Source organism: Campylobacter concisus, from assembly GCF_003048675.2.
Classification (GTDB): Bacteria; Campylobacterota; Campylobacteria; order Campylobacterales; family Campylobacteraceae; genus Campylobacter_A; species Campylobacter_A concisus_F.
Window position 1 is genome coordinate 266,028 of record NZ_CP060707.1, and the last position, 13,475, is coordinate 279,502.

A 13,475-nucleotide genomic window follows, 5' to 3' on the forward strand; every position below is an offset into this window, starting at 1 on the left:
CTTGTACTTGGCTTGCATATATGCCTTGGATATGCATAACAAAAATGGAGAAAAAAATATCTAAAAAGAAGTTTTATATCTAGAAAATTATAATAAATACAAAAAAATATAGAAATCGAGATAGATGATAATGGAGAAGTACTATGGCAAGGAGTTACAGAACTGGACTAAGGAACCGCTTAAAAAGGAGAAGGTGTGAGATATTATGATGGTAAAGGTGGTTCGTTTGAATTAAATCAAGGATATAAAAATCCAAGGATGATATTCATGGTAATCCGTATCTGAAAGTAACAGTCGGTAGTGAAATTGTTCATATTCCGTTAAAGTAGGCAAAAAAATGAAAAAGACGATTTAATAGAATTTTTATCTTCAACTATTGAAGAAGATGCGATAATAAGTAGAATTTATAATTTATTTCATAACGAATGGAGAATATTCATTAGATGAACTAAATGAAATAATAAATTTTGGCATTAAAAAAACGGAGATTTAGTTATAGAAAATGTAGAAGATACAACTATACATTATAATACGATAGATTGGCGATTGGATAATGTATATCAAGAAAATTTTAATGGTTGATATTTATAAATATATGCCACTTTTTATTTAATGAAAACCCACAAGTGCCAAAAAGAGTATGAACAATTTATAAATGAACTTACAAAAATAAAAATAAAAAATTTGCTTAGTAATAGAAAATTTGCCAAGACCAAAGATGATAACAAATCCATGCTTACAGGATACAATGATTGAAAATGATTTGCAAGGAAAGGATTTGTTTGAACTTGAAAAAGATAAAAATAAAAATTTTATCTACTGATTTTGCAAATTTTTAATGATGAAGCATTTAGATATTATTTGCCACAATTTATCTATTTTTTTATTTGATGTGGTCAGAATTTATAGTCGAAGACATGTTTATACAAGTATTTTTTTAAATCAGATTTGCTTAATGAAAAAACGTATAGATTTTTTTGCAGTTTAAGATAGATGAAAAAGAGATAATTGTTGAATTTTTGCAAAAATTTATGATGAAATTTACAATATAACCAAAACAAAAGAGTATAAAAGAGCTTAAGGTTTGGGAGCAAGAAGAAGTTATAGTGCCATTTAAGGCTTATAAAAACAGAGATTAAAGAAGCCATAGCATTGTGGAAAGTCACAAATTAGATAGTTCTCTTAATACTAAACAAGGTTGGATTTTAAGAATACAAGATACAAGTGGCAATTACTTAGATAATTTTGGAAATATTGGTGGTAGAAAAGAAAATAGAACGCATATACCAATTTACGGAAATCTTAATGCTATTATGGGAAAATAAAAATGTATCAACTAAAAAAATATTATTAGAAAGGCTATTTGAATTAGCTTCTACTGAATATCAAAAAAAATATATAGACAATGCTACTACTGATAAATATACTTGGGGCGATGAATTAGTAAATGAGATAATTAATCCATTAGAACTTATACAAAGGCCAGAAAATAAGTACTTATTTGATAATAATGAGCTCCTAGCTATAAAAGAATATAAAAATAAACTTGATACTATTTGTAAAAATAATAATACGGATACAGATAATGATTTTGATGAAGATGCGAACTTGATAGCTGAACATAAAGTTTAATAATGTAGTATTGGTAAAAATCAATAAATTTACTTCCTTGCATTTACTATTTCTAAGATGGTGCTATATAAAACTAGATGAGGGTAAATTTGAAGCGATGACAAGCATTGATAGGCTAAATTTATACTTAAAGTGGTGGAAAAATAATAGAAAATACGGCGGTAGAAATTATTGGGGATAGTCAAAAATGAGAGAGCTTTATAAGATTTATTTAAAGGGCAATGCGCAATTAGGGCAGACACCAAAAACAATTCACTATTCTGGCAGCACTCTTTTGCCAAAGCCATTTGCACTAAGTATTGTCAAGTATAGTGACAATGAAGGATATTATTTGCTTTATCTTGACAAATTTGGAGAAGAGCAGGCAGATACGTATCATGAGACTTTAGAAGATGCTTTTGGGCAAGCAGAATTTGAATTTGGCGTAAAAAAAGATGAGTGGTTTTTGGTAAAAAATCAATAATCTTGCAGGATAGTTCAAAAAAGAGTTTGCGGTGAATAAAAAGTTAAAAATAGTTTTACAAACAGAATTCGCATGTGATAGCGTATTTTGGATATATGATGAATTTGGTGAAAACATAAATGGTGGAACGTGGGTAGAGCAAGAAGATGAAATATCTTGGGATAGCAAACTTCCAGATGAACTGCTATCTTGCCCAGATATAAAAAGGCTCTCTACGGAAATTATGAAAGAATACAATAGTCTTTTTATAAACAATGAAAAAGAATTTAGCTATAAGGGTTTTGCCAGTCCCAAATCCGAAGCAAAATACATGCAAAAAATCAATGAGCTTAGAAAAATTGTATATAAAAAATGTAACGACAAATACGAAATAGTAGATGATTTGCGTTAAAATACGCTTTTAAATTATGATTAATAAATCCCATAAAAGATACAATAACAAGATTTTATTATCACAAAAAGGAACTCTAATGAAAAAATTTATAGTTATGTCAATAGTACTCATCACTTCACATCTTTACTCAAACGATCGTATCCAGCCTAGCTTTGATTGTTCTAAAGCTAAAACAAGAGTAGAAAAACTAGTATGTTCTGACGAAGATATATCAAGAGTAGATAGAGATATGCAAAAAGCCTATGATCTAATGATGGGCAAATATGACATCCCTTATATGAATGAAGAGGCTAAAGAGGAGATAAAGCCATATTTAGAAAAGCTTAAACAAAGTCAGATCGACTGGGTTAAGTATAGAGATAAGTATTGCAATACAAAAAAAGATGAAAAAGAATTTAGAAGCTGTGTCTTTAGTAGATATATTAATAGAATACAATCTATAGTGCCAAGTTATAATTGGAGAATAGGTTTTTCAATAAATGATAAAAATAGCACAAATGATCTATGCTATAACTACTTTACTCAAAAATTCTGGATGGACTCCCCAAAGCCTGTAAATAAAGATAACCCACCTTATGGAGAAGATAAAGAGTTTTATGAGAAATTTATCATTAATGCTCTTGGCAAAGACATCGCAGCGAGGGAATTAAATACCACTAAAAATTATTACTACACACAACTTGATGGAGCTCCAGTTGGAAGTTACATCATGTGTGTAGGTATAGGCGGAGAAGAGAAAGATATATATGATCTAAGAAATAAAACATATAAGCCTTATTGCAGACAGTCTAGTATGCAGTTTGGTGATTTTTTAAATGGGGATTATATAAAACCTGGGAGAAAACCAGAGTCTGGACTTAAATTTAAAGAGGTAGAAGAGACTAAAGAAGAGTTTAAAAAAAGAGGTCTAGACTATGAAAAAAGATGATAGCTTTTTCAACAGAAGTCTATAAAAACTGTTAAAAAAATCATACAGATCACTTTATTAACTTCTTATATACTTTTTTTCTAAAAAAACTATGATGCAAATATACTTTCAGATGGGATGGTAAGAATACTATATGCTTCAAATTTAGGCTGGGAAAAATCAAAAGAGAAATTTGGAGAACATTTTCTCTCAAGTAAATCTTCTGATTGGCCTATTCTTATAGTTGCTGATAAATTTTTCTTTAGGGTTTTTACGGGAGAATATGCTAATAATCTTATATGTAGAATGCCTATCCAAAGCAGATTTAAAGATAGAAATGATACTAAGCTTATAAGAGAGTATCTTAATCAGTTTAAGGAGTTTTAATGAAAAAAATTATAGTTATATCTTTGTTGTTATTTACATCAAACCTCTACTCAAGTGAAAAAATCCAGCCTAGCTTTGATTGTTCTAAAGCTAAAACAAGAGTAGAAAAACTAGTATGTTCTGACGAAGTTCTTTCTACACTAGATAGAGATATGCAAAAAGCCTATGATCTAATGATGGGCAAATATGACCTTGCTTATATGAATGAAGAGGCTAAAGAGAAGATAAAGCCATATTTAGAAAAGCTAAAACAAAGTCAGATAAAATGGACTAAGGATAGAGATGCATGCAGTAGTAAAAAGGACAAGAAAGAATTTAGAAGTTGTGTTTTTAGTAGCTACGACAATAGGCTAAGTATTATAATATCAGATTATGACGTAAAAACAGGGTTTTCAATAAATGATAAAAATAGCACAAATGATCTATGCTATAACTACTTTACTCAAAAATTCTGGATGGACTCCCCAAAGCCTGTAAATAAAGATAATCCACCTTACGGGGAAGATAAAGAGTTTTATGAGAAATTTCTAATTAATGCTCTTGGTAAAGACATTGCGAAAAGAGAGTTAAATACCACTAAGAACTATTACTACACAAAGCTTGATTTTGCTCCAGTTGGAAGCTTTATCATGTGCGTAGGCATAGGCGGAGAAGAGAAAGAGATATATGATCTAAGAAGTAAAACATATAAGCCTTATTGCACAAGGTCTAGTATGAGATTTGATGATTTTTTATATGGATACTCTACGATAGATAGTAAAAACCCTAAATTTAAAGAGGTAGAAGATACCAAGGAAGAGTTTAAAAAAAGAGGCTTAGACTATGAAAAGGATGAAAATTTTCCAACAGAAGTCTATAAAAAAGTTATAAAAAATGATACATATGGTTTTAGTAGTGCAATATATGGTATTGATAAAAGCTATGATGCAAATATACTTTCAGATGGAATGGTTAGGATACTATATGCTTCAAGTTTAGGAGTAGACGTTAAGGACAAATTTGGAGATTATGTTGACACAAATAATTATTCCACTACGCCTTCTCTTATTATAGCTGATAAATTTTTCTTTAGAGTTTTTGCAGGAGGACATGGTAATAAGCTTATATGTAGAATGCCTATCCAAAGCAGATTTAAAGATAGAAATGATACTAAGCTTATAAGAGAGTATCTTAACCAGTTTAAGGAGTTTTAATGCCAATAAATGAGAGAAATGCTAGCAATTTTAAAAATAAACTAAGAGATACATTAAAAGATGCTGAAGATTTTATATATGAACTATATTACGATACTAATAAGATAGCTACTATAGGTTGCGGTTTTAATGTAACCTTAAAAGATATATTACAAAAAGTTTGTGATAAGAAATATTCTGATCCTAAGATGGATGAAAAAGAATTTACTGGACTACTTAATACTATCAATGGAGTAGAGGTAAAAACTAATGAAAATCTAAGATCTAAGGTATCAGAGTATCTTGATAGCATAAAGACAGAAGATGGAAAGAGTGCTAAATTTGGAGAATTTAATTTAGATGATAAACAAATCGGCGATATATTGCCAGAGGTTGTTGAAATATTTAGAGATGGTCTAAATAAAAAACTAGCCTATACCTCTATAAGCCCACAAGAGAGTAAGATAGATGAAAATAGTATAGGTAGCAATGAATATATAGCCCTAATGAGCATGACATATAATAATCCAAGCCTTGTAGGAGACGGTCTAAAAGCTCGCTTAAGAGCTAGAAACCGCTTTGGAGCTTGGTATGAGATAAGATATAAGAGTAATGGTGATAATAATATAGGCATAGCTAAACGAAGATTTATAGAGTCAAATGAATTTGGACTTTTTGAAAGTAATGAAAATAATGAAGCGCTTAATAATAATGCCCTAACTAACATAAGCATAAACGCAATATCCTTTGAAGAGTGTTTGGATCTATTTTCTCTTTTAAACGTAGCAAAGATAAAAGAGAAAGATGAACCATCTATAACCTATCTACAAAACGCTATAGCTTATGAGACCACTAAGGAATTTAAAGGCAATAGAACTATAGCTGGCTACTCAAGGGGAAATGCTGATTTCAACACACACTACAGAAAATACAATACTATCTTGCAATTTTTTGCAGATAAGATAAATGCTCTTTTAAAAGATGTCACCTCAAAAACCTTTAAGCTAGAAGATATCTATGTGATCACCACAAAAGATGATAATAGCCATAATATCTCAAGGATAAATAAACTCTTAAAGATAAGAGCAGAAAATGGTGAGTTTAGGCCTGAGGCTAAGAGAGATATCTTGCTTATATATCCAACAGCTTCAGCCCTTCCTGTAATGCCTATCCAACCAAAAAACACAACCTTTACTATCGTCTTAGCAGATAATACATCGCTTGATTGTTCAAATTTAAACCCAGATGGAAATAGCAATGAGAGTGAGATAGTGCTTATGAACTATAAGCAAGATGTAAGAGAGCCTAATAAAAACTCAAGAGATGAAGAGATAAGCTTTATAAAGCCTTCTACAAATGGTGAGACTATCATATATAAAAATGCTAATGGAATTTTCATATCACAAGATGAGGGATATGCCTTTAATAGCGGCAATGTAATAACTCTTAACTTCTTTGAAAAAATGAACTTTAATCTCTTAAATTTTGCTAAAGAAAACAGCTATAGCATAAGAAGCGACAAGGCTTCAAGCATGTTTGATATAAAGCTAAGGCTACCAGACGCTACTGATAGTATCTCTACAAAAAATGAAGGAAATTTCAACCTAGTAGTGAGTGATCTGATCATAGAGGATGAAGAGGGTAAAAGCTCCGATATAAAAGAGGTGTATCTTCATAATGGTGAAGATAAAAGGGTCTATCCCTCTTACTACCTAAAGAAAAACGATGATAAAGATGTAGATAGTAATAGTAGCTCTGAAAACTCATACACGGCTAAATTTAGAATAAATATAAATTTAGACAAAAACTCTTCAGGCTTTAAAAAAACTTCAAAATTTATCATAGCTACATTTGATCTAAGCAAAAGGTATGACACTGGCGAGATACATGCTAAAGAAGACACCGCTGTTGTAACTTTGGCTAGTAAAGATAAAAAAGATGGGGGTGCTGAGTTTGATATCAAAGTATCTACGGTCGTTTATCAAAAAAATATAACTGAGATAAGGCTAAATACTTCAGAAAGTAGTGACGCTACAAATCTAAGCATAAAGGATACTTTAAATTTAGAGGCTGTTTATCTGCCAAACAAGGGAGATGATGACTACAAAGAGATAAGCTGGGCTTATAAGGTGATAAGAGAGGATAAATATAATAGTGAGGTTATGGTAGATAAGGTAGCAGGGGCGATAAATTTAAGCGAAGAGAAATTTAAAGGTAAAAAGATCACCTTTAGCCCAAAAGATGATATAAAAGATAAAGAGCTACTAAAAAGACTAAATCATGGCAACCATATCATAATGTTTTTTGCCTATCTAAGATTACCTGCGTTTAAGACTAAATTTGGAAAGACGCATATTAGAGTAGATATAAAAGCGCCTATCTATTTAAAATACTCTAATGGCAAGCTTTGTATATATGAGTTTGGGCATACTGATGCCACTATGTGCTTTGATACAAGCTTGTCTGGCGGTATCTTTGATAAAGAGAGCAAAGATGAGAAAGTAGAGCATATGCCTAAAGGGGTTTATTATATAAACTCAAATTTAAGCGGTGGCGATATAGATATATATGAAGATGATAAGCTAAGTGAGACATGCTACCAAAGCATAGATGGCAAAGATAGATCATATGTAGAGCCATGTAAAATTTATGTAAGAGATAGCAATATACAAAGAGTATCATCTACGAAAAGCGGAATAAATTTGATAGATAGTGAGAATAAAAATAGATTTATCCAAAAATTTAACGAAGTAAAACAAAGAGTTGGACTAGATAGCAAAGAGGTTAAGCTAGAAGTTGGGTAGGGGGGGCGATATCTTAAAAATATAAGTAGTGTGATGGAAAATTTATGATTATAGATTCAGACTTCATAAATATCTTGTCTTAAGCACTATTAAATATGTGAATTTTTTCAAGAGAAAAAATTGGAGTTTATGAAATTGGCCAGAAAGTGAGGCTTTGTTTTATATTTTAGCATTTGCAATAACAGACAAGCAAATTAACTAAATTTAACTTTCTATTACTGTTTTGGCTACTACTTTCCATTCGTGCATGAGCTTTTCAAGGCTAAATTTAGCATTTGCAGGGCTGGTTGATGGTAGTTTGATTACTTCATTTTTTGTCGCTTTTATGATCTCACCTTCTAAGTATTTTTTGCAAATTTCATAAGCCTTGCCGCCGTTTGCATAGACTTGCGTGATATTTGCTTCTTTAAATAATGGCTTTAAATTTACAGGTGCGATCTTGCTCATTTTTGCATCGCTTGAGCCCTCTATCTCGCATGATAGCGCTGCGTCATATATCGCGATGTGATGAGAGAGTAGAAATTTTATCTTTTCATCCGTGCTTTCTGGTACATCAGCATTTAAAATCCCAGCCAATACCCGCCAAAAGCGGTTTTGCGGATTTGTATAATAAAAGCCAAATTTACGAGAGATGACAGAGGGAAATGAGCCTAGGATCAAAATTTTAGAGTTTTTATCAAAAATGGGCTTAAAAGGGTGCGTTTGGCTCATTTTCCACCTTTTAAATTTGAAAATTTAGCCGCCAAAAAACGGCTAAATTTAATGAAATTTTCTCTTGCCGTTTAAATTTGGCAAGAGAAATTTAAATTTACTCAGCACTTTGCGCAGCTTCGCTGCTCTCTATCTCGTCGCTAAAGTCTGCTAGGCTTAGGCGTTTTAGCTGGCGGTAGCGTCTTTGCGCATCAGCTTTGTTTTTAGCTAGTAGCTCGTCTGCGTGCTCAGGGTTGGTCTTTTTAAGCGAGTTGTAGCGAACTTCGTTTAGCAGAAACTCTTCATAAAGCGACCAGTCTGGCTCTTTTGAGGTGATTTTGAGCGGATTTTGTCCCTCTTTTAAAAGGCGCGGATCGTATAGGTATGTCGGCCAGTATCCGCATTTTGTAGCGAGCTCGCCCTGGCCGCCTGACTGCGATAAGCCGCCTTTGATGCCGTGAGCGATGCACGGAGAGTAGGCGATGATGAGACTTGGGCCATCATACGCTTCGGCTGCTGTGATCGCTTTTATCACATTTGCTTGGCTCGCGTTTGAGTTGATCTGCGCTACAAAAATGTTGCCGTAAGTCATCGCGATGTAGCCAAGGTCCTTTTTCTGAGCCGGTTTGCCGCTAGCTGTAAATTGTGCTATCGAGCCTGCGCGGCTTGATTTTGAACTTTGGCCGCCAGTATTTGAATAAACTTCGGTGTCAAGCACTAGCACATTTACGTTCTCGCCGCTAGCTAGCACATGGTCAAGTCCGCCAAAGCCGATGTCATACGCCCAGCCGTCGCCGCCGATGATCCATTGCGACTTTTTGACGAGAAATTTCTTAAGCTCTAAAATTTCTTTTACGCCTGGCGCGTTTAAATTTTGCTCTAAAATAGGCAATAAATTTTTCGTGATCTCTTGCGTTTTAACGCCATCATTTTTGAAATTTATCCAGTCGTTGTAAAGCGCTGAAAGTGCGTTTGGTACGCTGTCTATGTTGTTTCTCATGATATCTTCGATGCGGTGGCGCATAGTCTCGATCGCTACGTTCATACCCATGCCAAACTCGGCGTTATCTTCAAATAGCGAATTTGCCCACGCAATGCCCTTGCCATCGTCATTTGTGGTGTACGGAGTAGATGGGGCTGAGCCGCCATATATCGAGCTACAACCAGTCGCGTTTGCAACGATCATGCGCTCACCAAAGAGCCTTGTAATAAGCGTGATATACGGAGTTTCGCCACATCCCGGGCAAGCGCCGTGGAATTCAAAGAGCGGCTTAGCAAAGCCAACACCTTTAACGCTCTCTTTGTTCATGAGATCGTCTTTGTAAGCGACCTTTTTAAATAGATAATCAGCGTTTTCTTGTTCGTTTTTGCCTAGCTCTTCTTCAAGCGGCACCATTACGAGCGATTTCTCCTTGCTTGGGCAGTTTTGCGCGCACAGCTCGCAGCCTGTGCAGTCTAGCGGGCTTACTTGGATCTTGTATTTTAGTCCCTTGACCTCTTTGCCTTTGGCTTCTAGGTTGTGCTCTTTTACGCCATCTGGGGCTGCACTAAGCTCGTTCTCGTCTATCAAAAATGGCCTGATTACAGCGTGTGGGCAGACAAATGCGCACTGGTTGCACTGGATGCAGTTTTGCTCGATCCATTTTGGCACCATGACGCCAACACCACGCTTCTCGTAAGCCGTCGTGCCAGCTTCAAAGTGGCCGTCTTCGTAGCCTATGAAGGCTGAGACTGGCAGGCTGTCACCGCGAGCTGCATTTATCGGTTTTACGACGTTTTCGATGAAGCTGTTGCCGATGTATTTTTCATCTTTTTGAGCGTCATCTGCTAAATTTGCCCACGCAGGATCAACTGACACCTTTATAAGCCCATTTGCGCCAACGTCGATAGCGTTGTAGTTCATCTGCACGATCGCTTCGCCTTTTTTAGCATAGGCTTTGTGAGCGTACTCTTTCATATATTTTTGCGCATCTTCAAATGGTATGATATCAGCAAGCTTGAAAAATGCCGACTGCATTATGGTATTTGTGCGGTTTTTAAGGCCGATATCGTGCGCTAGTTTGGTTGCGTTTATGATGTAGAAATTTATATTTTTGCTAGCTAAAATTTTCTTAACTTTATTTGGTAGCTTCGCTATGGTCTGCTCTGCGTCCCAGATAGAGTTTAATAAAAATGTGCCGTTTTCTCTGATGCCATCAATCACGTCGTAAATTTCAAGATATGCTGCGACTGAGCAGGCTACAAAGTGCGGGTTTGAGACGAGATATGTCGAGCGGATCGGCTTTTTGCCAAAGCGAAGGTGCGAGCGCGTGTAACCGCCCGATTTTTTACTATCGTAGGCAAAATATGCCTGTGCGTAAAGATCAGTCTTATCGCCGATGATCTTTATTGAGTTTTTGTTCGCGCCCACGGTGCCATCAGCGCCAAGGCCGTAAAATAAGCACTCTTTAACGCTCTCATCGCTTAGTGAAATTTTCTCTCCAGTTGGTAGCGACGTAAAAGTGACGTCATCAACGATACCCACCGTAAAGCCATTTTTTGGCTCGCTTTGGTTTAAATTTTCAAACACAGCTAGCATCTGCGCAGGATCGACGTCCTTTGAGCTTAGGCCGTATCTGCCGCCAACTATGATCGGGGCGTCCTTTTGGCCGTAAAATGCAGCTTTTATATCAAGATATAGCGGCTCGCCAAGACTGCCAGGCTCTTTTGTGCGGTCAAGAACGGCTATTTTTTTCACGCTCTTTGGCATCACATCAAATAGATACTTTGTGCTAAACGGGCGGTACAAATGCACCTTGATAATGCCCACTTTTTCGCCTTTTGCGTTTAGATAATCCATGACCTCTTCAAGAGTTTGCGTCACTGAGCCCATGGCTACGATGACACGTGTCGCTTCTGGGTCGCCGTAGTAGTTAAATGGCTTGTAGTCACGACCAGTGATCTTTGAAATTTCAGCTAGGTAGTTTGCCACGATGTCTGGCACCGCGTCATAAAAGCGGTTGCTTAGCTCTCTTGTTTGAAAGTAGATATCATCGTTTTGCGCTGTGCCTCTTGTTTTTGGGCTCTCTGGATTTAGTGCTTCGTCTCTAAATTTTTGTAGCGCCTCTCTATCAAGTAGCCTATCAAAGTGCGCGTAGTCCATCACTTCTACTTTTTGAATTTCATGGCTCGTTCTAAAGCCATCAAAGAAGTGTAAAAATGGCACGCGACCCTTGATCGCTGCTAAATGCGCCACACCAGCGATGTCCATCACCTCTTGCACTGAGCCACTTGCTAGCATAGCAAAGCCAGTTTGGCGACAGGCGTAGATATCTTGGTGGTCGCCAAATATTGAAAGTGCCTGCGCCGCTAGCGAGCGAGCTGAGACGTGGATGACGCCAGGGAGGAGCTGGCCTGCTATTTTATACATATTTGGAATTTTTAAAAGTAGGCCTTGAGAAGCTGTGTAGGTCGTAGTTAGCGCGCCAACTTGTAGCGAGCCATGTACCGTGCCAGCTGCGCCGCCCTCGCTTTGCATCTCGACTACTTTTACTGGCATACCAAATAAATTTTTCTTGCCCTGCGCTGCCCAAAGGTCAGTGTAGTCAGCCATAGGCGAGCTAGGAGTGATAGGGTAAATTCCAGCCACCTCTGTAAATGCGTACGATGCGTAAGCTGCGGCCTCGTTTCCATCCATAGTTTTCATTATTTTTGACATATTTCCGCCTTAAAATTATCTTAAAAATGGCTTTATTATAAGGAAATAATCCAAAATTTGTCATTAATCTCTATCATTAAAAAATTAAAATTTATAAATAACTAAGATGTAAGTCAAATTTTAATATTGTAGAGGCAAAGTAAAAAGGATGAAATTTTGATAAATATTCATAAAATAGCCTATCTAAGGGTTATCGCGTTAGCTTTTGCAGCTTTTATATTTAATACAACTGAGTTCGTGCCGGTACCGCTTTTAAGCGACATAGCAAAGGATTTTGGCATGAGTACGGCTGATACTGGGCTCATCATCACGATATATGCGTGGAGTGTGACGATACTCTCGCTACCATTTATGCTGTTAACTGCAAATTTAGAGCGAAGATCGCTACTCTTAAAGGTTTTTATCATTTTTGTGGCTTCTCACGCACTTTGCGCTCTTGCTTGGAATTTTACTGTTTTAGTCATAGCTCGCGTGCTAATAGCTATCTCACACGCCATATTTTGGTCGATCACTGCCTCGCTTGCTGTTAGGGTGGCACCTATCAATAAAAGCTCGCAAGCTCTGGGGCTTTTAGCGCTTGGCACATCGATGGCGATGATACTTGGTTTGCCGCTTGGTAGGATTTTAGGCGATAGCTTGGGCTGGCGTGTCACATTTGGGCTCATAGGGATCTTTGCTGTGGGCGTTGGTGCTTGGCTATATAAAATTTTGCCACTTTTGCCTAGCAAAAACTCAGGCTCGCTAAAGAGCTTGCCGGAGCTTGCAAGAAATGGCTTTTTGATGGTAGTATTTTTGCTAACTGCTATCGTTATCAGTGCGCATTTTAGCACTTATAGCTACATCGAGCCATTTGCTAAAGATATAAGCGGCTTTGATGGTAAATTTATCACCATATTTTTGCTTTTGTTTGGCGTCGCTGGCATCGTAGCAAGCTGGCTTTTCTCTAAATTTTATAAGCTCATACCAAATGCTTTTACAGCTACCTCAATAGCGATCATTTTAGCCTGCTTACTGACGTTAAATTTCATCGCTACAAATGAGAGCTTGATGCTTGCGCTTGCCTTTATCTGGGGGCTTGGCATAGCTGGGATAAATATGAGCTTTCAGATCAAGGTGCTAAGCTTAGCCTCAAATGCCACGGACGCTGCGATGGCGATATATTCAGCTATTTATAATATCGGCATAGGAGCTGGCGCGCTAATAGGCCATCAAACGATAGTTCATCTTGGCGAGCAAAATATCGGCAACGTTGGCAGCCTTTTTGCAGTGGCTGGGCTTGTCATTTTTTTCGTTGCGGCAATTAAATTTAAAAAGGCTAATTAAATTTAG

Annotated in this window: 9 protein-coding genes; 7 read left to right on the forward strand and 2 right to left on the reverse strand. The window is 36.3% G+C overall.

Going from position 1 to position 13,475, the window contains the following annotated elements; translation table 11 throughout:
- Positions 1-1,257 precede the first annotated feature (1,257 nt).
- From CVT00_RS01410 to CVT00_RS01435, 6 genes are all read left to right on the forward strand, one after another.
- Complete coding sequence (locus tag CVT00_RS01410) at positions 1,258-1,632, forward strand: hypothetical protein (RefSeq protein ID WP_141090412.1); 375 nt, start codon at positions 1,258-1,260, stop codon at positions 1,630-1,632.
- Between the two features lie 331 nt (positions 1,633-1,963).
- Positions 1,964-2,095, forward strand: a complete 132-nt coding sequence (locus CVT00_RS10350; RefSeq protein ID WP_262367837.1) for a hypothetical protein — start codon at positions 1,964-1,966, stop codon at positions 2,093-2,095.
- A 31-nt stretch (positions 2,096-2,126) separates the two neighbouring features.
- The gene (locus CVT00_RS01420) at positions 2,127-2,486 is read left to right on the forward strand and encodes a hypothetical protein (protein ID WP_181000500.1); all 360 of its coding nucleotides are present in this window, start codon (positions 2,127-2,129) and stop codon (positions 2,484-2,486) included.
- A 79-nt stretch (positions 2,487-2,565) separates the two neighbouring features.
- On the forward strand, positions 2,566-3,417 hold the full coding sequence (locus CVT00_RS01425) for a lysozyme inhibitor LprI family protein (RefSeq protein ID WP_196376878.1): 852 nt from the start codon (positions 2,566-2,568) through the stop codon (positions 3,415-3,417).
- Positions 3,418-3,782: 365 nt separating this feature from the next.
- A complete protein-coding gene (locus tag CVT00_RS01430; protein WP_107915964.1) occupies positions 3,783-4,976 on the forward strand; it encodes a lysozyme inhibitor LprI family protein in 1,194 nt (397 codons plus the stop codon).
- Positions 4,976-7,759, forward strand: a complete 2,784-nt coding sequence (locus tag CVT00_RS01435; RefSeq protein ID WP_107915962.1) for a hypothetical protein — start codon at positions 4,976-4,978, stop codon at positions 7,757-7,759. Before CVT00_RS01430 ends, CVT00_RS01435 begins: the two co-directional genes overlap by 1 nt.
- A 204-nt stretch (positions 7,760-7,963) precedes the next feature.
- Here the strand turns inward: CVT00_RS01435 and CVT00_RS01440 are convergent, their stop codons facing one another.
- Positions 7,964-8,470, reverse strand: coding sequence for a DNA-deoxyinosine glycosylase (locus CVT00_RS01440; RefSeq protein WP_107915960.1), 507 nt, complete (start codon positions 8,468-8,470; stop codon positions 7,964-7,966).
- 97 nt (positions 8,471-8,567) lie between these two features.
- Positions 8,568-12,146, reverse strand: coding sequence for a pyruvate:ferredoxin (flavodoxin) oxidoreductase (gene nifJ, locus CVT00_RS01445; RefSeq protein ID WP_107915958.1), 3,579 nt, complete (start codon positions 12,144-12,146; stop codon positions 8,568-8,570).
- A 156-nt stretch (positions 12,147-12,302) separates the two neighbouring features.
- Here nifJ and CVT00_RS01450 point away from each other — a divergent pair, with 156 nt between their 5' ends.
- Positions 12,303-13,469 (forward strand): sugar transporter, encoded by a 1,167-nt coding sequence (locus CVT00_RS01450; protein ID WP_103558661.1) that lies wholly within the window; start codon positions 12,303-12,305, stop codon positions 13,467-13,469.
- Positions 13,470-13,475 lie beyond the last annotated feature (6 nt).

Bases quoted from the DNA above. Each gene is read 5' to 3' on its own strand.
- CVT00_RS01430 (WP_107915964.1), top strand. From the start codon at position 3,783: ATGAAAAAAATTATAGTTATATCTTTGTTGTTATTTACATCAAACCTC.
- CVT00_RS01435 (WP_107915962.1), top strand. From the start codon at position 4,976: ATGCCAATAAATGAGAGAAATGCTAGCAATTTTAAAAATAAACTAAGA.
- nifJ (WP_107915958.1), bottom strand. From the start codon at position 12,146: ATGTCAAAAATAATGAAAACTATGGATGGAAACGAGGCCGCAGCTTAC.
- CVT00_RS01440 (WP_107915960.1), bottom strand. From the start codon at position 8,470: ATGAGCCAAACGCACCCTTTTAAGCCCATTTTTGATAAAAACTCTAAA.
- CVT00_RS01425 (WP_196376878.1), top strand. From the start codon at position 2,566: ATGAAAAAATTTATAGTTATGTCAATAGTACTCATCACTTCACATCTT.